Below are 22,231 nucleotides of genomic sequence, written 5' to 3' on the forward strand. Positions count from 1 at the left end.
CGCCATCCGAAGTGACAGCATATGCTGTGCTTATTACTTGTTCTGAGCGGTTGTAGCTGTGGAGTCCACAATTACAACAGTACTAGCTTACCAGAACAGCAACCGTTAGTCAACTAAATTTAAAATCAAAAAGTAAAACAAAAATTCAAGCAATACTTCTGCTTTTCTATCCTCACAGTTCTACCAAATAAAATAGTCGCATTGTGTTTCTTTTATTCTTATAATAAAAGAAAAAGGAGGAGCATAAATGGAATACCCAAAAGAACTGATACAAGAAGCTTCTTTAAGAATGAACGGCCGTCCTGTAGAAGGATTTATCGCTGGGCAAGGACCTCTTCATCCTAAACTGATGCTCGTGGGAGAAGCCCCAGGGAAAACAGAGATTGATACGCATGTTCCTTTTAGCGGTCAAGCTGGAAAAGAATTGATGCAGGCACTTTCTTCAACTGGCTTAACACGAGAAGAGGTGTATATCACCAGTGCTGTAAGGAGCCGCCCGTATCGCGTGACTCATCGGATCAATAAACGGACACAACAGTCAGAAACTGTTTATCCAAATCGGACACCTACTCGTTCCGAAGTATTTGCGCATGCACCAATATTGGATTACGAACTGATGAAGGTCCAGCCAAAATTAATTGCGACACTTGGAAACATTGGTCTTCAACGTTTACTTGGCAAAGAATATACGGTTACCAAAAATCATGGTCAACTCTATACAGGGCCTGTCTTACAATTAACAGAACAAAAGGATGCCTACGAATGGTCAGAAAAAAACTATCGAATTCTTCCACTTTTTCATCCAGCAGCTATTTTCTACAATCGCTCCCTTGTACCTGTTATCCATCAAGACTGGCAAGTACTAGCTTCACTTTTACAGCAATATTAAAAAGAACAGACAAGACCATAAAATCTTCAGTTTACAGTCTTGTCTGTTCTTTTTCATTGTTTTAATGGCTAATTGCAGTATATTTCGCATGTAAAGCTGTCAACGCATGAGCAACTGTTTGATGTTGATGCGTGAATGTATGTTCCCACAAGTGAGAAAGTTGTTTTTCTACTTCTGGCTGCAAGGAAGTATAGATAATCGTTTGTCCTCTTTGCTCTGCTTTTTCTTGAAATTCATCAAAAACTGCACGTGCCGTCAAATCAATACTTGGTACGCCTCGCATGGAGAAAATGACACCATCGTGATGATTTAGTTCTTCCAATTTATTTTTGAGTTTTTCTGAAGACATAAAAAACAGTGGACCACTAATATACACTACTGTCCAGTTATTCAGCTTTTCCGTTTCTGGCAGCCCCATTCTTTGCCAATCGATCGTTTCTAATGAAATCGTGATAGCAGCGCTTTTGACAACAAAAAATACACAGCCGCCGATCACCCCGATCACGATAGCAATACTTAAATCAAAGATAACTGTACAAATCATCGTAAGGATAAACAATAGAACTGCTGACCAATATTTATTAGTAAATAGCTCCTTGATCGTTTCCCATTCATTCATACGCCAAGCCGTCACAATCAAAACACCTGCAAGTGCTGGCATTGGAATCTGTGACATCACTGGCGCAAAAACAAGCATGGAGAGCAGTAAGACAACTGCATGTATCATACCAGCTAATCTAGTTTGTGCACCAGATTTGATGGCCACGCTTGTACGGGCGATGGCCGCAGTAGCAGGAATCCCGCCAAAGAAAGGAAGCAACAGATTTCCAATTCCTTGCGCCATTAATTCTTGATTGCTATCTAAGGGCTTATTTGCCATTCGGCCAGCCGAAGCACCACATAGCAAGCTTTCAATCATTCCTAATAAAGCAATGCTAATAGCTGGAACTGCCACTTGTTGCAAGGCAGAAAAGCTAAAATCTCCCATATTCAAACGATTACTACTGATCAATGTTTGTGGAATCTTACCCACAGTTGCTACTGGTAAATGGAACAATAGCATAACTGCTGTTGCCAAAATGATAGCCAGCAGCGAACTAGGCATTCGTTTCGCCCATTTTTTTGGATAGATAAACATCCCTAAAATGACTAGCCCTCCCATGATCAAAGAGGCTGTGTTTATCGGAAATCCTATCGTTTGATAACTACTTAGTTTTTCAATAACGTTTGTACCTTCCGAGTGAACACCAAATAAATTATCGATCTGACCTAATGCAATAATGATAGCAATACCTGAAGTAAACCCCGTAATTACGGGTGCTGGGATAAAAGAAGTCAGTGTTCCTAATCGGAAAAGTCCTGCTGCAAGTAAAAATAGACCCGCTAAAAAAGTAGCAAGCAATACACCTTGCATTCCCTTTGTTGCCGCAATAGACATCAAGATAGCTGCCATCGCACCTGTCGGACCTGATATTTGATAAAAACCGCCTGATAAACCGCCAATAACGATACCGGCAATGATAGCCGTAATCAAACCTGCGGCCGCATCAGCTCCGCTTGATACCCCAAAAGCCAAGGCTAAAGGCAATGCTACAGCAGCTACTGTGATCCCAGCCAAAAGATCTTTCTGAAATCTTGAAAGATCATAACCTGAAAATTCTTTTTTTAGTGAGGAAACATAATTTTTGAACACCTATCTAACTCCTTTTTCATGAAATTTTCTAAAATACCATTCATTAGAATATCATATTTCATGAGATAAAGTAATATTTTTCACAAAGTTTCCTGTTAGATAAATTCTTATTTTTTCTATATTTATAAGAAAATAGAAAGCAATGCCAACAGAGCTAGCCCACCTTGTTTGAGTAAAATCCAACGATCGCTAGTCAAACTGCCATATAATGCAACAAAAAAAATAGATATTAATAGCATACTTGTGATTTCTTTAGATGCGGAAGAAAGATAAGCTCCATAAAGTAGTCCCACTCCTAATAGTCCATTGTACACTCCTTGGTTCTTAAACAATGTTTGAACAGATTTTCTGCTTAACTCTTCTTTACTCATTTTAAAAACCCTACTTGTCGTGTCAGAATCAGTTCTCACCGTTTCGATATACATGATATAAAAAAATTCAATTGCAACTAGAGTCACTAAAATTTTAGATAGTATCGTCATATCTTCTTCCTCTTTTCTGATGAGTTTTATTTTTTTGCTCCTTATAATTGTACTCGATAAGGATGTTTTTTTATTTTATTTGCCTTTGAAAACAAACAATATTGGCACAAAAAACAAAGAAAAACCGTTAGAAACCTCAGTTTCTAACGGTTTTTTAGCGTCACAGGAGGGATTCGAACCCCCGACCGTCCGCTTAGAAGGCGGATGCTCTATCCAGCTGAGCTACTATGACAAGAATCAGCGGAACATCAATAATTATAGATAATTAAATTGCTTCTGTCAATACGAAATAGTTATTTAATTAGCAAATAATGAATTATTTTGGCCCAACTACTAAATCAATCTTTTAAAACGAGACATTCTCCTTCAGCTGTTCTAAGGTTATCAATTGAAAACAGGAGCTACATTGACTTCATGCTACTCCTGTTTATTTAGATTTCCTGTATCCTTTAATTGACTTACAAATATAGAAACTTTTACATCAAGTTCGAATTGAGCCCTCGATTCAATCGATTATCTACAGGCTGCCATAATCATGTATCACAACTCGATTGTTTCTGATTCCTTTGTCATTAAGATCACACCATCACCTAATGGCAAGATTGTCGATGTCAAATCGGGATGATCCATCACAACACGAAGAAATTCATTTAATTTACGATGGATAGCTCGTTTGCCACGGGGAATCTCTTCATCTGGGAGCAAGATCGTTCCTCCTTGGAAGATGTCATCTACCATCAAAACGCCACCTTTTCTTAACAAACGTAAGCATTCAGGTAAAAATTCAATATATTTTGATTTTGCACTATCCATAAAAATAAAGTCATACGGACCAGACAACTCCGGCAAGATATCTGCTGCTTGACCTTCAAGCAAAGTCACTTTATCTGTCAGTCCTAGACGTTCATAGTTTTTTTTAGCTTTCTCGATCATGACATCGAAACGATCAATTGTCGTAACATGAGCGTTTTCTCCGATTGTCGTGGCCATGACACTTGATGAAAAACCGATAGCTGCTCCGATCTCCAAGATTCGTTCAGGCTGAAGCTGTCCAAGTAAAAATTTCAAAAATACAACTGTTTCATGGGGAATAACTGGTACTTCTGCTACATGAGCTTCTTCTTCCAGTTTGCCTAGCTCACCCGGTAATTTTTTTTGCTGGGTACGCATAAAATCCAATAGTTCTTCTTTGACTACAGGACGATGCATCATTTCATTGCGCATACTACTCCTCCTCTTCACACATTATACGAACAACTGACTAAATCTACAAGCTGCATGAGTGTTTTCTCGTGTTTCATGTTCAGAAGAGTCGTTGGATCTCTGGAATACATTTATGTTTTTAACATTCTTACAAAAATTTCTGTGTTCGTCTCCGCTTCTTTTTCAACTCTACAAAGGTATTCCATGCTGTGATTCCTGTTAGGCAAAAAGCAATCGTAAAGAATAACCCCTGAATCCATGCAAATGCCGTTTTTGAAAGGACTAGTCCAATATATGGAATCTGAAAGATGGGACTACCGATAATATTTCTCTTTTTTACTACTCCAGGCTCAATATAAGTCTTTGTATCAGCTTTTGTATAAAAATCTTCGTGGTTGTTTTCAACGGCTATTACGCGACGCGTCGAGATTTTTTTTCCTGAATTTTCATAATATGTAATAATATCTCCGACTAAAATCTCATTTGTATTTTTCGGTCGTACATATATCAGATTTCCTTGTGCATAATATGGACTCATTTCTTTGTCCTCAATAATATAAGGAGTCAAACCAAAAATTCGGGGAACCAAGACGACGAGAAGAATAAGAATTAAAAATATAATCAACGTTATAGAACTTATAAAAGTTATTTTTTTGTAATCAGGCATCGTTTTCAACTTCTTTCTTTATTCAATCCTTCTTAATCATATAATAACGATAAATTTTTTTCAAATTATAGCTGTAAAAATGTTTCCCTTTAATAATTATATGTTTCTAATTCTATTTCCTCATCTTTATCTCATTTTTTATTATAAATAATTGACGTTAGTTTAAAAAACGTTTACCCTAACATTACAAGTTTTAGAAAGGAATACCTTTATGTCTTTTTTTAATAACATATATAATAAAAAAGAATCTTTTTATTTACGTATAAAGTGGAGCATAATCATTATATTATCATTGTTATTTTTAACAGGAATTGCTTATTTCTTTTATTTTATTTTTTCTCCTGCGGACAGCAATCAAATGAAAGAAATAAAAGATTCGTGGGTTTTCTATACAAAAGATGATCCTGATTTTAAGTTTGACAGCAAGTACACTCGTACGATTCCTACCGTGGATAAAGACGAAACATTCATTATGGAAACGACACTTGAAAAACCGTTGGACGAAGCAAATTTACTAATCAAAGGAAACCATCATTGGATTACTGTATATCTAGGCGAAAAGATTTTATACCAACGGAAAGATTATCAGGAAGAAAGCAATCCCCGGACTCTCATTGGCTGTGATAGATTTACCAGCAAATTATATCGGAAAAAAATTGACCCTTACAGTCTCATCTCCTTATCAGAACTATGCTGGACTGCCACCGAAAGTTTATCTAGGAACAACTGGACCATTGATTAGTTTTATTTATTCACAATCAGTGCCGCAAGTATTGACGATGATAATCGCTGTTTTTATCGCTATAGGGACCTTTTTATATACGATCTACTTGATGTATAAACAAAAACGTCTTGAATACTCACTTATTCTCTTAAGTTGCTTTGCTTTGGCATTAGGATTTGAAGCTGTATCAGAAGATATTTTAAGTGGTATTCTTTTTGAACCATTCGTTCATTCTTTTTTATCTCATTTATTTATTATCTTAACGTCAGCTTTCATCATCTGCTACTATTGGAGCCGAATGTTTTACTATAAAAAATGGTACGGAATTTTTTGTACGTTCCAACTTTTGATTTTTATCGGCGTTCTGCTTTATGCAACTTTTACTCCTGCAGAACTTCCTGAATTAATGCCGATTGCTAATATTGCTAGTGTTATAAGCACTTTAGTCACTTCACTTGCATGCATTGGCGAAGCATATAAGAATAACCGTTTTTATGTAGCTTGTACACCTTGGATCGTCTTGGTAGCCATTATCCATTGCTTGATTTACATCCAAACGGCATTAGGTATCTATCAAACAACGATCAATTGGTCTACGATTTTATATATTATCATTCTAATCGTTATTATCAGCTACAATCTAATCGATCACATCTTAAATACCGACAAAGATCGGAGACAAGTAGATTTCTTAAAAATCAAAAATGATTTGTTGGAGCAACATTATGAGCAGCTTCGACAGCATATCCAAGAAGTAAATACACTTCGCCTGGAATTTGTCCAAGAGATGGAGAATCTGCAAGATTTAATGCATACGGACCAAACAAAAGCTAAAAACTATGTGGAAAAGATATTAGAAGAAGCAAAAAATTTCGAAATGCTGTGTTCTTTTTGCAACCACCAGGTGACAAATCTTATCTTAGCGCGTTACCAGAAGTTAGCTGCCAAACGGAATATTCAGATAACCTTCCAAGCAGATCTTCCCGAAGAACTTCCTATCAACGATGACGATCTGGCTCAACTTTTGATCCACGCTTTAGAGCATTCCTTTAGAGAAACTCATGCCATCGAAAATCCACTGTATCGAAAAATTTATTTGTCGATACACGAATAAGAGGAACATTTCGTCATTTGTTGCGAACATAGTGCACATTACGATACAAACCTATTTAGTCGAGGCATCACAGAAGAATTAGATGATCAGGAACGTTTTGACTTAATGATGATGAAAGACGTAGCGGATCGTTACACAGGAACACTAACGCAGGAAAAAGATACTTTCATTGATCGGATCACTGTTCAACTCTCTCGAAATTACCCGAATCCTGTATAAAAAATAGCGGAATCCATATATGTGGATTCCGCTATTTTTTATTTTCAATAAAGTAAGGTAAGCAATTCTTCTGGTTCTATCGCACCAAAATATTTCTTCACATCAATTTGGCTGACTATTTTTGATAGAGATGCTTTATCATATTTCTGTCCAACCAATTTTTTTTCCACGTCAGAGATATCTCCTAGTCCGAAGAAATCGCCAAAGATTTTTGCTTCTTTGATCATTCCTTCTGAGACATTCAAATGGACTTCAATCGAACCGATAGAAAAACGTTTTTGGCGAGAGAAATTGAAATCTGGAGACTTCCCGTAATTCCAATCCCAATTTCGATAATATTCCTCAGAGATTCGATTGATTTTTTTCCAATCTTCATCAGTCAATTCGTACGTTTTTACTTCTTCTACTGACTCTACGCCGAAAATTTTCAACAAGATTTCTTGACGAAATTCTTCTGTTGTCATTTTTTGCTTTTCTTCTGGAAGAAATGGTTTGATATTCGTTACACGAGAACGGATCGATTTGATTCCTTTTGATTCGATTTTGTCTTTTTTTACTTTTAATGCATTGACTACTTCATTGATATCAGAGTCGAACATAATTGTTCCATGAGCAAACATCCGACCGTTGGTAGCATACATCGCGTTGCCAGAAAATTTCATGCCATCAATGACTAGATCATTTCGGCCTTTCAATTCCGCCCCAGCAACACCCAATTCATGAAGTGCTTGGATGATTGGCTGTGTTACTTTCGCAAAGTCACGGAATGAATCCCCATCATCAGGCATGATAAAACTAAAGTTCAGGTTTCCAAAATCATGGTAGACAGCTCCGCCTCCACTTAAGCGACGGACAACATGAATGCCATTTTCTTCCACATAATCTCGATTGATTTCTTCAAGCGTATTTTGGTTTCTGCCGATGATGATTGAAGGTTCATTGATATAAAAGAGCAAAATAGGTTCATCTAAAGGCATTTCTTGCAGCAAATATTGTTCAATTGCTAAATTGATTCTTGGGTCGTGGTTTTCATTTGGTACAAAAATCATGTTCTTCCTCCTAAATGTTAAACACTTTGTCAACTGCAGCAAGTTCTATATCAATCCCTTTGCCTGCTGCCTTTTGCGCTTCATTTTTCAATTGTTCTAAATCACCAAACTGAGGTAGGTGTGTAAGTACAAGTTTCTTTACGTTAGCTGATTTCGCAAGTTCTCCAGCTTCTTTTGAAGTGAAATGGGCATGATGATGTTCATTTCCTTCAAAAAGATAGGTATCTGCTAGAAACAAATCAGCATCTTTCGCAAAATCAGCGAAACTTTCCAAATAACCTGAATCACCTGTAAATACGAATACTTTCCCCGTTGTTTCTTCTACGATACGCATGGCGTAACATACTACTGGATGGATTGTTTCCATAAAAGTAATCAGAAAAGGACCAATTTTTAATTCTTCAGCTTCAAAATAAGGATGTCCTTTTGAGACATTTTCCAACGTCAATTCTTCAAAGTGAATGGAATCTTTTGTGTGTCCATAAATTGAAAGCAATGTCTCCGGATTTCTCTTAGGATGAAGTTGCCAGTAATACTGTAATACACCAAGGTCAGCAATATGATCATGATGATAATGGCTAAGGATCACAGCATCTAGATCAAGTGGATCAAGGTGTTCTTGTAATTTGATCAGCGTAGCACTACCTGCATCGATCAACAAATTGAACCCGTCAGATTGAAGCAAATAACCTGTTGTCCCTTGATTTTTATAAGGATACGCTCCTAAGCATCCTAAAACAGTTAATTTCATCGTACATTCCCCCTCAAAGATTTATCCTACCACAAAAGTTATTTTTTTGATGAATAAACTGCTTACATGCTAAGTAAAATAGGCGTCTGGACCTCCTTTTTCAATCCGTGCTTGTTCATAAAATTCTGCAACTGACACATTCACATAAACAATGACCCACAAAAGACCGATGAACAAAGCGATTGCTCCTAGCAAATACCAGCCGATAAAAGACAGCTGCAACAAAATATACGTACCAATTCTATCTTTCAATAAAAACCAGCCATATTTCAAACATTGAATAACCGACAAATCAGGATAGTCGAACTTTGTCCATGCAGCAAGTTGGAATAAACCGCCAACAATACTCATGATGAGTGCTGAAACAAAAATCATCCCTATCATCGATAAAACAAAGCTGATATCAAGAAAATCTTCTGGCATGACACCCGTAGGTACCGCATTTGAACTGAAAAGCAGCTGCATATAAGTACTCACTCCGCTGATTAAAAACATGGGCAGAAAGATTAAACTGTTGAGTAGCCAGTTGATGACTGAATTGATCAAATTGATGCCAAGTATCGAACCAAAATACTTTCTTTGGAAAACTGAAAATAAAAGGTTACTTTTTGGTCTGCCACCCCGTACAACTACTAGCGCAATGTAAAACAATGCATAGTTGAATGCGAATAAAAGTAAATTATCGACTAGAAAACTCAATAAGTGCTGCTGCATGCTTTCTTCCGGAAAAGGACTGAAACCGTCAAAAAAGTTCTGGATGACGCTCGTAAATATTATAGATAAGAAAACAAGCCAAGTATTGATTCCCCATTGATTTTCCAAAGAAACTCGTGCTTTTTTCCGATATTCAGAAATAGGTATTCTATTATTCATTATTCATAACTCCGAATTTTTTCAACTGTTTCACTATCAAGCCGTTTCACTAATTCTGTGACTAGTTTCACTGTATTCAAATAATCATCTTCATGAATCACTGATGTATGGGAATGCAGATAACGAACAGGAACGGTAATGGCTACAGACGGAACACCATCTCTTGTCAAATGCATTTGTCCTGCATCAGTTCCTCCGCCAGAAATCACTGTATATTGGAATGGAATATCCATTTCCTCTGCTACATCAATAACAAAATTCAATAATTTTTTATGCGGGATCATAGATGCATCAAAAATCAAAATCTGTGGGCCTTTTCCTAAAATCGAATCTGCTTCTTTTGGTGTCATTCCTGGAGTGTCTCCTGCTGTACCAGTATCTAAAGCAAAAGCAATATCGGGATTTACAAGGTGTGTACTTGTTCGAGCACCTCGCAAGCCTACTTCTTCTTGCACATCGCTTCCTGCGAATAAAACATTTGGGTGTGCTTCTTTAGATAGATTCTCTAATACTCGCAGAGAAACAGCTGTCCCGATACGATTATCCCATGCTTTTGCCAGTAAATATTTACTGCCATTCATTCGTTTGTATTCAATATATGGAGTGACCATATCTCCAGGACGTATGCCCCACTCTTTGGCTTCTTCTTGGCTTGATGCGCCAATATCAATGAACATATCCTTTATTTCATAAGGTTTATTTCTTACTTGAGGTGTTAAAACATGTGGTGGTTTGGATCCAATCACACCGTGGACGATTTTCCCTTCACGTGTTTTGATTTCAACTTGCTGAGCAAGCATGACTTGCCCCCACCAACCTCCAAGAGTTTGGAATTCCAAGAATCCTTTTTCGGTTATTTTTGTTACCATAAAACCAACTTCGTCCATATGTCCAGAAATAAAGACCTTGGGGCCTCCGCCAGCACCATGTTTGGCAATCACACTGCCTAAACCGTCATAAAAAATATCATCAGCGAATGGTTTGGCATATTCTCTGAATACTTCTCTTACCTCTTCTTCATTTCCAGGTACTCCTTTTGCAGAAGTTAAATCAATAAGTAGCTGTTCTTCTTTTGTATCCAAATGTTTTCCCCCATTTCTATATTCATATTGTGATTATACCATTGCTTATGATTTTTGTTCAGGCAAACTTGGTATTTTTATCTTTTATTCAGAATATTCAAAAATAAAGAAAACAAGCGAGCAACACTCGCCTGTTTTCTTTATTTTAATTGTAGTTTATCTGGTATTTGATGTTGCCAAGATTTGCTAAAAAAAGCATCGTCAAGATGATACTTACTAGCAGTAATATGATTTTCTTCTAAAAACGGTCTGATCTGTTGATCTGCAGCCAACCAGCCTTTCCAGCCTAGATGGATCGTGTCTTCCATAAAATAGTTGGTACCCGCTTGATTGACAAAATCAGCTATTCGATTGAATCCTTGGCTATTTAATTGAAATTTGATCTTTTTGGCAAATCCTTGTAACATTTCTTGAGATAGTCCGGTATAATCGCTCCATTTCTCGTTAACCGGTGGGATGATGAACAATACTTCGTTATGGTTTTTTGCTAATTGATCCAAGACCAGCTGAAAATCAGAAAATTCTGGCGAAAAACGATAATCCCAATTTTTTTGTGACTGTTTGAGCTCTGGCTCGTGGGCTCGGATACGATGCGTATAAAAATCGTTTTTCAACCCGAATGGATTATTCGTCGTTTCTCGTTCTCCAATTTGATTTGCTAAAATGGATAATTCTGTTTCTTGGTATTGTTTTGGTAATCGTTTTGACTCATGATCGATTTTTTGCTGTCGATCTTTCAACCCAATATTGCTGAATACTTCATCCTCTCTCTTCAGCATGTTCCATTGGCTGCGCAGCTGATTCAAAGATTCAGGTAAAGGTAGCTTCCCTTTTTTGATCGTTTGCAGAATCGCCGTCAACGTATCATTCTCTTTTACTTTTGAGAAAGTTAATAATCTTCTAGCTAAATAGCGATCAGCAGGCGTTACTTTCTTCATTGAAAACAACCAGTCGTATGTTTGAAGTTCAGAATAATACGTATTAAAGTAATCAGTTTTTACACCATTTTTAACGAACCACTGAGGAGAAATAATAAAGACGACTTTCTTGTTTTTCATAGCATCTCCTGCAGAACGCATCATCATATATTGGCTTAACGATTGTGTCCCGGGTGCTCCCAGCAAAAATGGACGATAGTTTCGCTGGTATTTTTCTGCCAGAACAGACGGATGAAATGGACTGATTCTGCTTAATTCACTTGAGCCAAAAAAAGGAATATATTGTTTTTCAGATAATGCATAATTTTTTATCGCATCTCCTTTCAACACGTTCACTGACATGGAAGAAGAGGCACGTCTAATCGTTTCTGGATTAGAGATATCTACTTGATAGGAGGAGGTAAAAAACACAAACAGTAAGCCAACAGCTAAAACAACCGGGCCGAAAATAGCAAAAAGTTTCTTTTTCATACTCAACCCTTCAATGCAGTTGCTTGTTGAATGATTTTATTCGGTGTGCTCCAATCCTCTCGCTCGAATTCAGATACAGGGACTTGGATATCCAGCTCTCCGTCTAGCTCGACTAATAATTGAACAGATGCTAAAGAATCAAGCAACCCTTCATCAAATAGATCAATATCACGATTTTTTCTTACTTCATCTGTTCCTGTTATTTCTTCTAAGATTGATAAAATTTGTTCTTCCATTTTCCTTTTCTCCTTTGTTATATAAATTAATATGTCACTATTCGTTAGCTAAAAAAAAGTTTATCTAAAAATCCTGAAAAAATCAGGAAGCTAAAACATACTGCTTGAAATGTCAAAAATACGGCTAAGCCATGCGTAAATTTGTTAGAAGGCAACTGCTCTTTATGCTTCTTCTTAAATCGGATCCATGCATCTGTCAGACAGATCAGACAAGCATGATACAGTCCATATACGATGTAGTACCACGTCAATCCATGCCATATACCCATTAGAAGAAACAAAGCAAAATAACCGATATTTGACATTACGATCTTGCTTTTAAAAAATTTTTTCTTCATCATGAAGAACATCAATCGCATATATACATAATCACGGAACCAAAAGGACAGCGTCATATGCCAACGATTCCAGAATTCTTTGATATTCCATGATAAAAAAGGTTTATTGAAATTGATTGGTGTCTGATATCCCATCATGTAGCTTGTACCGACTGCAAATAAGCTATAGCCAGCAAAATCAAAAAACAAATACATACTGTACACGTACATATAACCTACTAATGCCCATGAAATACCACCATGCTGTAAGGCAATGCGTCCCACTACAGGAAGCAGTACTTGACCAAAATAATAACCGATAATGAATTTATATAAAAAACCGACAAAAATATTTTGGACGCCTTTTCCCAAAAGATCAACATATTTATCACGAACAGGCGGATGGAGCTGATCTTTTTCAAATCTCCTATAGCGATCGATTGGTCCAGAAGAGATTGTTGGAAAGAACAGCAGAAACTGGATATAACGAAATGGCTTATATGTTTTGATCATGCCATCTCTTATTTCCATGATCATTTGTACAGATTTAAAGGTTAAATAAGAGATTCCTAAAAAACCAAGTAACGATGCTTTTCCATGTTCAAAAAAAGGAGTCACTTTCGTTAAAAACAGTGGAATTATCGCTAAAATAACGGCGGCAAAAAACCATCCTGTCTGATTTTTCCTTTGCCGATAAACAAAATAGCCCCATACAAGTATCGTCTGCCACAAAACATACCCAATCAGCGCCGCTCCCTGTTGCCAATAATTACCTCCAAAGCTGACAAATAAAAAGAAAAGTGTCACTGCTGATTGATAAACTGGTAATCTTTTTTCCCATATCAATAAAGATAGAACGATCGGTACAAGCGCAATGGCTAAAAGAAAAAAATAAAACGGCTCTGCATAAGGGATCATATGAGGTAACATCATTCAGGATTCACCTCAGCTGTTAATTTTTTTCGATCGATTTTTCCATTAACTGTCTGAGGCAGCAGATCGACATAATGGAACTTCTGAGGAATCATATAATCCATCACAACTTCTAGTAATTGTTCTTTGATAGATTTAGTCAACTGAAAATCCGGCTGTTTCGTTTTGTTTTCTAATACGACAAAAGCAACCAGCTGCTGTACTTTTGTTCCTTGGTATTTTGGTACGACGACAGCTTGTTTGATTCGGTTGTCTTGGAGCAGATAATGTTCGATATCCCCGAGTTCAATCCGGTATCCATGTAATTTGACCTGCTGATCCATACGTCCTTCATAAAATAAAAGCCCATCTTCATCTAGTCTACCTGCATCCCCTGTATGGTAACTTGCTAAGTCATTTTGACAAAAGAACGCAGCAGCTGTCTTTTCGGGATTGTTCAGGTAACCTTTTGATACGCTTGGTCCTGCAATAATGATTTCACCCGTTTCTCCTTTTGAAACAGGTTTACCTTCTTGGACAATAGAAACTTTCGTGTCTTTTTTTACGTAGCCAATCGGTAGTCGGTCATAACTATCTAGTACATGCTGGTCAATCTGAATACTTGAAATAGCTACAGTTGCTTCTGTTGGACCGTAAGTATTATATATCCGTGCATTTGGGAATCGATCAAGTAGACTTTCTGCAGTTTTTTTCGTCAATTCTTCTCCGCAAAATAAAAACATGTCCAATTCCGGCACATTTTCTCCATTGAATGTAGGTTCCATCAAGCAAATATCCATAAATGATGGAGTAGAAACCCACACATTCAACTTCAAGGCTGGCAATGTCGCGAATAATTGACGAAAGTCTTGAACAACTGCTTTATTTAACGGCTTCAGCATTCCGCCAGAAACTAATGCAGGGTAAATAGAAAATACCGATAAATCAAAAGAAAATGGCGCTTGGGCTAAGAAATGCATACCAGGCTTGATCCCAAAGTCTTCCATCGTCCATTGAACAAAGCTGACTAGATTATCATGACTGATTTGTACGCCTTTTGGTTCTCCAGTAGTACCAGAAGTAAAAATAATATAAAAATTTTCTGTACCTTTTACGCTATTTCTGGGATAAAATCCTACTGGTATCTTCTTGATTTCTTGAAATTCTTTTTTTGTTATGACAGGAACCGAAGGAATATCTTCTATCCAGTCCCCGATACTGATGACCATAGATGGTTTAGCCACCCGAAAGATCGATAGGATACGCTCCTTGGGTGTATGCTCTTCAATCGGCAAATAGGCATGGCCAGATTTGACAACCCCTAGAAATGAGACAATCATTTCAAACTCCAAATTGCCAAAAACGACAATTGGTCCATCGCCTTCTACCTTTTTTTCTAAATAATAAGCAAGTGCGTCTGATGCTTGTTTCAATTCACCAAAAGTATGCGTCTCATCCGCCTGATAAGCAACTCGATCAGGTTCATTTATTCCCCAATCATCGATTGCTTCAATAATCGTTTTGATTTCCATACTCTTCCTCCTAAAATTCGTTATAGATAAAAGTTCCTCCTTGAATATTTTTATAGTGATACAGATAAATCAGGAACAGCAGTACTGCACTATAAAAAATTGTTCGAATGATGAATTTTCCCCAATAATTCAATTTTTGATTAGAACGCCATTTGTTCATTGGATTCCCTCCTCATATAACCTCACACAAAGTGTAACTAATTTTGACAAAAAGAAACATGTGTCTAGCTTACAGAAACCGTTTTTTTACTAACAGTTTTGTCACATAGCTTTTATAAAAATAGCACATCAAATCACTGCTTTTTTCTTTATAATTTCTCGTACTTTTAAAAAATATAAAAAATAAAGAGGTTGTGACAAAAATCGTGTCACAACCTCTTATTCCAAATAAATGGTATTCAAAATTTAGTTCTATTTATTATCTTGTCTTATTCCGTATATCATTCCTCGATAATCCGACAATATAACTGACTCGTAATGACATAAAGCAAAAGATAGATAAGGATCAATAAGCCACTCACAAGATAAGCCAACCAGTAATCGGCAGTTTTTATATACTGAATGAAGACATTGATTGCAAATACTGCGTGAGTGATCCCTAATATCATGGGTGGAAAGAAGGTAAGTGCGTTTTGCTCGAAGATCATCCGTCTGATCCTTCTTTGTGGAATCCCCAGCTTAGTCAATAGGTGATAATTTTCTTTTTCTTCCTCTGCTTCTGCTAATTGCCGGACTGTCAAAATACTACCAGTAGCAATAATCACGATCATCCCGACAAATAGTGTGACAAAAATATTGATACCGATTCGCCGATTGACTGCACGCAATTTCGAATAGCTAGAAGAGAAATTCAAACGAGAGCTTTCTTGGCTAAATTGTGCTTCCTTCATTTGGTCATCCGGAAGTTTCTTTGTGCTAATTTCTCCTTGTAGACTTCCATTTACGATATCATAAGAATAATAAACAGCATTGAGCCACTTTATCGACAGGTCATTGCTCAGTCGTTCATCTATTTTTTCATTATTTCCACCTGATACATCTACATTGACTACTTGATAATCCACACCTTTTGCTTTTTCAAAAACGGTATCATCTACAATCAGTACAGGACTTAGATATACCATTGTTTCGTCACCTAATACACTTGGAAGCATTTGTTGAATCTTCAATTCTTGATTATCTGGCAGTCCAATACTAGATCCATATAATGAAATATTCCGAAAAAGAGTTTGCATTTGATCAAGCAAAACAGTATGACCAGGTGATTTCAAAGAAATGTTCGGCAAATCTGGATTAACTTTTCTGAAGGCTTGATATTGTGTTTCCGTGATCAGATTAGCAGTTTGAAACATAGGTTCTTCGAGATTTTGACTATAGATACTCCCAATGACTTTATAATGCAAGGTGATTTCTTTAGTTATCTTCTGCCCTTCCTCTGCTAGAATCGGCTTGATTTTTTTCTCTGTCTCAACATCAAACTGATAGTCCATCGGGGAGGAAACTTTCTCCTGGTAGGATAAAATAGTAGAGATACTAGCCGTGCCGCCAATTGTCATTAAAGAAATTCCGAGAATGACTGTAATCAGAGAATTTGTACGCCAACTTTTGAGCAAATGAACTTGCGTGTTACCCATTATCAAAAAATTGATACCATAGTAATAAATCTTCCATTTACTCAATATGATCAAAAATAACCGAAATGTATAACAGAAAAACAAATAAGTACCGACCACACAAACGAAAAAAATTAAAAAAGGAAAAAAGAAAACTAATGTATCAAGATAATGATAACTGATCATCCATGAAGTGATTTCCCTAAAATGACTAGCTCCAAAATATCCGCTCGTTAAAAGCAGTAACCCGATGACTGCGAGTAATCGGTGCCTTGTCCTGAAGCGCATTGTTGAACTATCTGCTTGTTCTTTTTCTCCAAAACTTCGAATCATTGGATAGCGCCATATTTTCCATATTGAATATACAGATACTGCTAAAAGGATGATGAAAAAAGCAAATAAAGTATCTACTACTGATGGAATGGAGATAAAAAATGGACTAGTAAGATCCATATCCATCATTCGAACCAAAATCATTGAAAAGAGTTTGGAAAAAATAATACCGAGTAATATCCCAGAAATGCAGGCGAACAATCCAATTATCATGATTTCTAACACATATATACCTGATATCTGCAGTTTATTCATACCAAAAAGCTGATAGATGCCTATTTCCTTTTGCCTTCTATTCAAGAAAAATCGGTTGGCACTGAATACGAAAAAAAGCAAAACAACAGTAATGATAAATCCGCCAAAACTCAATCCACCATCTATCGAAGTATCTTGACTTGCTCTTCTGACTAAAGATTGATCGTAGGTCATTGCGCTGAAGGAATAATAGATCATTACGGATAAAGTCAAACTGAAAAAATAAACAAGATAGCCTCGTGACTGCCGAAAAAAACTTTTAACGGCTAGTTTATACAGCATTCATTTTTCCTCCTCCGCCAATCGTCGCCTGCATGTCTATTACTTTCTCAAAGAACTCTCTTCTTGTCCCTCTTCTGACAACTTCAGAAAAAATCACACCATCTTTAATAAATAAAATTCTATCGCAGTAGCTTGCTGTATATGGATCATGGGTGACTAACAGTATCGTTGCTTTTTCTTTTTGATTCATGGTCTTCAAGTAGTTCAACAATTCTGTAGCCGACTTCGAGTCCAAAGAGCCAGTTGGTTCATCTGCAAAAATCACTTGTGGCTGAACAACAAGTGCTCTAGCAGCTGCAATTCGTTGTCTCTGTCCGACAGAAAGTTCATCGGGATACCGTTTGAGCAGTTCTTCTATATTCAACAATTGAGCTACATGTCTTACTCTCTTTTCCATTTCCTCTTTAGTCATCCGTTCAACTGCTAGGGGCAATAGGATATTGTCTTTTGCATTTAGGGTATCGATCAAATTGAACTCTTGAAAAATGAATCCTAGTTTTTTTCGACGAAAGTCACTGAGCTCACTATTTTTCATTTTTGTGATTTCTTTTCCTTGGATCGAGACACTGCCCATCGTAGGCAAATTGATCGTGGACAAGATATTCATCAGCGTTGTCTTTCCTGCACCACTTGGGCCCATAATCCCAACAAACTCGCCTTCTTCTACTGTGAATGAGATATTATCTAAGGCTTTGACGGGAGAAAGTTTGCTGCCGTAGCTTTTACTTAGATGTTTCACTTCGATCATCTTTTCCAATTCTTCTCCTCCTCTTTCATTTTTCATTTCTATTTATTTGCATAGTAGCATATCTACGAATAATTTGCTCTTATGTTTTTGTCACTTTTACTTGGACTGAATAAAAAATTTTATTCAATTATTTTATTCAGCAAAATTAAATATGCAAAAAACAAATCCACCAGCTACAAGTTTTCACCTTTTTTCACAATAAAATATACACTACATATAGTATAGAAATCCAATTATACAGCACATTGAATACTATATATAGCCGATATTTAGTTGCTCCTTCCCAGATTTTGTTTTATGATAGACAAGAACAATTTAGCAGGAGTTGAAGATAATGAAAGTAAATTATGAAGAAAAAACTGTCGTTACTCAGCAGCCAGAGACATCCCAGATGAAAGTCATCAAACGCGATGGCCGCCATGTTGATTTCGATGAACAAAAGATCAATGAAGCACTGATCAAAGCAGAAAAGAAAATTCACGGCTCATTATCACCACTTACTTATGAAAAAATTCAAATGATTGCAGACTTGGTTGTCCAAGAAATCAAAAGCCGGTTTGCTGAAAATGTCAAAATTTATGAGATTCAAAACATCGTGGAACATATATTACTAGAAAAAAACGAATATGAATTAGCAGAAGAGTACATCAATTATCGTACCAAACGAGATTTTGCTCGCAGTAAAGCAACAGATATCAACTTTTCGATTGAAAAGCTAATCAACAAGGACCAAACTGTCGTGAACGAAAACGCAAATAAAGACAGTAATGTTTTCAATACACAGCGAGATCTGACAGCCGGGATCGTTGGAAAATCAATCGGACTGAAAATGTTGCCACCACATATAGCAAATGCGCATCAAAAAGGCGATATCCATTACCATGATTTGGATTATCATCCTTATACACCGATGACGAATTGCTGCTTGATTGATTTCAAAGGCATGCTGAACAATGGTTTCAAAATCGGCAATGCCGAAGTCGAATCGCCAAAATCTATCCAGACCGCCACAGCACAAATCTCACAGATTATTGCCAATGTAGCGTCAAGTCAATATGGTGGCTGTTCTGCCGACCGAACAGATGAATTGCTTGCTCCTTTTGCAGAATTGAACTATAAAAAACATCTAAAAGACGCGGAAGAATGGATCGATTCGCCAGAACGCCAAAAAGAATATGCAAAAGCAAAAACCAAAAAAGATATCTTCGATGCTATGCAAAGTTTGGAATATGAAATCAATACCTTATTTACTTCAAATGGACAAACTCCTTTCACTTCATTAGGATTTGGACTAGGAGAAAACTGGTTTGAAAGAGAAATTCAAAAAGCAATTTTACAGATTCGAATCAATGGATTAGGGAGTGAAAAGCGGACAGCTATCTTCCCTAAACTGATCTTCACTTTGAAAAAAGGTGTGAACTTAAACCCTGAAGATCCTAATTACGACATCAAACAACTAGCATTGGAATGTGCAACGAAAAGAATGTATCCTGATATTCTGAATTACGATAAAATCGTTGAATTAACTGGAAGTTTCAAAGTACCTATGGGCTGTCGTTCATTCTTGCAAGGGTGGAAAGACGAAAATGGTCAAGAAGTAAATGTCGGACGAATGAATTTAGGTGTTGTTACATTGAATTTGCCAAGAATCGCGATCGAATCAAAAGGAGATCAGAATAAATTCTGGCAGTTACTGTCTGACCGCTTAGAAATCATGAAAGATGCTCTTCTCTATCGTGTAGAACGTTGTAAAGAAGCCATTCCTGCAAATGCACCAATTTTATATATGTATGGTGCTTTCGGGAAACGTCTTTCACGTACCGATTCTGTCAATGAATTATTCAAAAACCGTCGAGCTACTGTATCGTTAGGCTACATTGGATTATATGAAGTTGCTTCAGCTTTCTTCGGTGGCGAATGGGAAACAAACCCAGAAGCAAAAGCTTTCACACTTGATATCGTCAAAGAATTAAAAGCTAATGCAGATGCATGGGGGGATGAATATGGTTATCATTTCAGTGTCTATTCAACTCCAAGTGAAAGTCTAACTGACCGTTTCTGCCGTTTGGATACAGAAAAATTCGGCATCATCGAAAATATCACAGATAAAGAATATTATACAAACAGTTTCCACTATGATGTGCGTAAAAACCCAACGCCATTTGAAAAATTGGAATTTGAGAAGGATTATCCAAAATATTGTTCAGGTGGATTCATCCACTACTGTGAATACCCTATGCTCCAACAAAATCCGAAAGCTTTAGAAGCTGTATGGGATTTTGCATATGACAAAATCGGGTATCTTGGTACGAATACGCCAATCGATCATTGCTATCAATGTGGTTTCGAAGGTGATTTCAAACCGACAGAACGAGGATTCGAATGTCCAGAATGTGGAAATCATGATCCAAAAACATGTGATGTAGTCAAACGTACTTGTGGCTATTTAGGAAATCCGCAAGCTCGTCCGATGGTACATGGCCGCCATAAAGAAATTTCCTCACGTGTGAAACACATGAAATGAGGTTGTGAAAAAGCTGTCCTGCATCAAGTAATAAGAATAGCTAAACAAAAATAGCTCCTCATATTTTTCGTTTAGTTGGGCTTATTACCGCAGATGCAAGCTTTTGAACACCGTTTAGTGGAGAGGTTGTGAAAAAGCTGTCCTGCATCAAGTAATAAGAACAGCTAAACAAAAATAGCTCCTCATATTTTTCGTTTAGTTGGGCTTATTACTGCAGATGCAAGCTTTTGAACACCGTTTAGTGGAGAGGTTGTGAAAAAGCTGTCCTGCATCAAGTAATAAGAACAGCTAAACAAAAATAGCTCCTCATATTTTTCGTTTAGTTGGGCTTATTACTGCAGATGCAAGCTTTTGAACACCGTTTAGTGGAGAGGTTGTGAAAAAGCTGTCCTGCATCAAGTAATAAGAACAGCTAAACAAAAATAGCTCCTCATATTTTTCGTTTAGTTGGGCTTATTACTGCAGATGCAAGCTTTTGAACACCGTTTATTCAGAATAAGAGGCTATGACAAGTCTTTTTTCACCACCCTCTTTCGATGGCTTTGTATCTTTGAACGCCCTCTATCAAGATAAGAACAAGCTTTCTTGAACAATGGATTTAGGTCAGTTTGTTCTTATTTATGTGGTCGAGTAGATTTTATCTTCAATAGCTATATCTTTGAACCTTAAATGAAAGAAGTTTTTTTATGAGAAATCCAAAACCAAAAGAATGGTTAGCAAAAGACTACAGCCAAAACTATATTGCTGACTACAAACCGTTTAATTTTGTCGATGGTGAAGGTGTCCGCAACAGTCTTTACGTTAGTGGCTGCTTATTTGCCTGCGAAGGCTGCTTCAACAAAGCTGCACAAAATTTCCGATATGGCAAACCATTCACACCTGAATTAGAAGAACAAATCATCGCTGACTTGCGCAACGATTACGTGCAAGGATTAACTTTACTTGGTGGCGAACCTTTTTTGAATACAGATGTTTGTCTGCAAGTCGTACGACGTATCCGAAAAGAGTTCGGTACGACAAAAGATATCTGGTCATGGACAGGCTATACCTTTGATGAATTGCTACAAGATTCAGAAGATAAATTAGAACTCCTTTCGCAAATCGATATCCTTGTTGACGGACGCTTTGAATTAAGCAAACGTGACCTAAAACTACAATTTCGCGGAAGTAGCAACCAGCGGATCATTGACGTCCAAAAATCTTTAGAATCCAATCAAGTTGTGATTTGGGAAAAATGTACGGATGCAACAGAAACCTATGAACAAATCAAAAAGCAAGACTTAATATAAAAACAGCTTTGGGAGAGAAAACGGATTTCCGGTTT

The 22,231-nt window shown here is 36.9% G+C and carries 18 protein-coding genes, 1 tRNA gene, 1 pseudogene and 1 other annotated feature (1 of these 21 only partly in view); of the genes and pseudogenes, 4 read left to right on the plus strand and 16 right to left on the minus strand.

Annotated elements, in window-relative coordinates:
• Nucleotides 1-62 (minus strand) — a sequence feature (ribosomal protein L21 leader region); it reaches 15 nt to the left of the window's first position.
• A gap of 185 nt (nt 63-247) precedes the next feature.
• On the plus strand, nt 248-889 hold the full coding sequence (locus IGJ87_RS08855) for a uracil-DNA glycosylase (RefSeq protein WP_002289449.1): 642 nt from the start codon (nt 248-250) through the stop codon (nt 887-889).
• Between the two features lie 61 nt (nt 890-950).
• On the opposite strand, the gene IGJ87_RS08860 is transcribed toward IGJ87_RS08855, so the two are convergent.
• The 5 genes from IGJ87_RS08860 to IGJ87_RS08880 all read right to left on the minus strand — a co-directional run bounded on the left by IGJ87_RS08860 (nt 951) and on the right by IGJ87_RS08880 (nt 4,934).
• Nucleotides 951-2,582, minus strand: coding sequence for a SulP family inorganic anion transporter (locus tag IGJ87_RS08860; RefSeq protein ID WP_002294025.1), 1,632 nt, complete (start codon nt 2,580-2,582; stop codon nt 951-953).
• 122 nt (nt 2,583-2,704) lie between these two features.
• Nucleotides 2,705-3,064 carry a DUF1304 domain-containing protein gene (locus IGJ87_RS08865; protein WP_002323271.1) on the minus strand — a complete coding sequence of 120 codons (360 nt, stop codon included), beginning with the start codon at nt 3,062-3,064 and terminating at the stop codon, nt 2,705-2,707.
• Nucleotides 3,065-3,222: 158 nt separating this feature from the next.
• Nucleotides 3,223-3,296: transfer RNA gene (locus IGJ87_RS08870), tRNA-Arg, on the minus strand.
• 308 nt (nt 3,297-3,604) lie between these two features.
• On the minus strand, nt 3,605-4,288 hold the full coding sequence (locus IGJ87_RS08875) for an O-methyltransferase (RefSeq protein WP_002288107.1): 684 nt from the start codon (nt 4,286-4,288) through the stop codon (nt 3,605-3,607).
• A 127-nt stretch (nt 4,289-4,415) separates the two neighbouring features.
• On the minus strand, nt 4,416-4,934 hold the full coding sequence (locus IGJ87_RS08880) for a signal peptidase I (protein WP_002299609.1): 519 nt from the start codon (nt 4,932-4,934) through the stop codon (nt 4,416-4,418).
• Nucleotides 4,935-5,145: 211 nt separating this feature from the next.
• Between IGJ87_RS08880 and IGJ87_RS08885 the strand changes: the two are divergent.
• A pseudogene (locus IGJ87_RS08885) lies at nt 5,146-6,991 on the plus strand (hypothetical protein).
• Between the two features lie 44 nt (nt 6,992-7,035).
• On the opposite strand, the gene IGJ87_RS08890 reads toward IGJ87_RS08885, so the two are convergent.
• From IGJ87_RS08890 to IGJ87_RS08940, 11 genes are all read right to left on the minus strand, one after another.
• Nucleotides 7,036-8,040 (minus strand): lipoate--protein ligase, encoded by a 1,005-nt coding sequence (locus tag IGJ87_RS08890; protein WP_002288102.1) that lies wholly within the window; start codon nt 8,038-8,040, stop codon nt 7,036-7,038.
• A gap of 10 nt (nt 8,041-8,050) precedes the next feature.
• A complete protein-coding gene (locus IGJ87_RS08895) occupies nt 8,051-8,791 on the minus strand; it encodes an MBL fold metallo-hydrolase (protein WP_002288100.1) in 741 nt (246 codons plus the stop codon).
• 69 nt (nt 8,792-8,860) lie between these two features.
• Nucleotides 8,861-9,664, minus strand: a complete 804-nt coding sequence (locus IGJ87_RS08900) for a DUF975 family protein (RefSeq protein ID WP_317744862.1) — start codon at nt 9,662-9,664, stop codon at nt 8,861-8,863.
• A complete protein-coding gene (locus IGJ87_RS08905; protein ID WP_002288096.1) occupies nt 9,664-10,746 on the minus strand; it encodes a M42 family metallopeptidase in 1,083 nt (360 codons plus the stop codon). Before IGJ87_RS08905 ends, IGJ87_RS08900 begins: the two co-directional genes overlap by 1 nt.
• A gap of 140 nt (nt 10,747-10,886) precedes the next feature.
• Nucleotides 10,887-12,155, minus strand: coding sequence for a D-alanyl-lipoteichoic acid biosynthesis protein DltD (gene dltD / locus IGJ87_RS08910; protein ID WP_002288094.1), 1,269 nt, complete (start codon nt 12,153-12,155; stop codon nt 10,887-10,889).
• 2 nt (nt 12,156-12,157) lie between these two features.
• Nucleotides 12,158-12,391, minus strand: a complete 234-nt coding sequence (gene dltC, locus IGJ87_RS08915; protein WP_002288092.1) for a D-alanine--poly(phosphoribitol) ligase subunit DltC — start codon at nt 12,389-12,391, stop codon at nt 12,158-12,160.
• 44 nt (nt 12,392-12,435) lie between these two features.
• The gene (gene dltB / locus IGJ87_RS08920) at nt 12,436-13,641 is read right to left on the minus strand and encodes a D-alanyl-lipoteichoic acid biosynthesis protein DltB (protein ID WP_002288090.1); all 1,206 of its coding nucleotides are present in this window, start codon (nt 13,639-13,641) and stop codon (nt 12,436-12,438) included.
• Nucleotides 13,638-15,152, minus strand: a complete 1,515-nt coding sequence (gene dltA / locus IGJ87_RS08925; protein WP_002294033.1) for a D-alanine--poly(phosphoribitol) ligase subunit DltA — start codon at nt 15,150-15,152, stop codon at nt 13,638-13,640. Before dltA ends, dltB begins: the two co-directional genes overlap by 4 nt.
• A 10-nt stretch (nt 15,153-15,162) precedes the next feature.
• Nucleotides 15,163-15,312: a teichoic acid D-Ala incorporation-associated protein DltX gene (locus IGJ87_RS08930; protein ID WP_002338698.1), complete on the minus strand. Its 150-nt coding sequence runs from the start codon at nt 15,310-15,312 to the stop codon at nt 15,163-15,165.
• Between the two features lie 280 nt (nt 15,313-15,592).
• Entirely contained in the window at nt 15,593-17,635 is a 2,043-nt protein-coding gene (locus IGJ87_RS08935) for an ABC transporter permease (RefSeq protein ID WP_089030462.1), read from the minus strand.
• Nucleotides 17,625-18,392 carry an ABC transporter ATP-binding protein gene (locus IGJ87_RS08940; protein ID WP_002304285.1) on the minus strand — a complete coding sequence of 256 codons (768 nt, stop codon included), beginning with the start codon at nt 18,390-18,392 and terminating at the stop codon, nt 17,625-17,627. The genes IGJ87_RS08935 and IGJ87_RS08940 overlap by 11 nt, the downstream gene beginning before the upstream one ends.
• A 325-nt stretch (nt 18,393-18,717) precedes the next feature.
• On the opposite strand from IGJ87_RS08940, the gene nrdD reads away from it, so the two are divergent.
• Both nrdD and nrdG read left to right on the plus strand, forming a co-directional pair.
• Nucleotides 18,718-20,907, plus strand: coding sequence for an anaerobic ribonucleoside-triphosphate reductase (gene nrdD, locus IGJ87_RS08945; RefSeq protein WP_002288083.1), 2,190 nt, complete (start codon nt 18,718-18,720; stop codon nt 20,905-20,907).
• Nucleotides 20,908-21,593: 686 nt separating this feature from the next.
• On the plus strand, nt 21,594-22,196 hold the full coding sequence (gene nrdG, locus IGJ87_RS08950; RefSeq protein WP_002288081.1) for an anaerobic ribonucleoside-triphosphate reductase activating protein: 603 nt from the start codon (nt 21,594-21,596) through the stop codon (nt 22,194-22,196).
• Nucleotides 22,197-22,231: the final 35 nt, after the last annotated feature.

The organism is Enterococcus sp. DIV1411a, assembly GCF_050531945.1.
Taxonomy (GTDB): Bacteria; Bacillota; Bacilli; order Lactobacillales; family Enterococcaceae; genus Enterococcus_B; species Enterococcus_B faecium.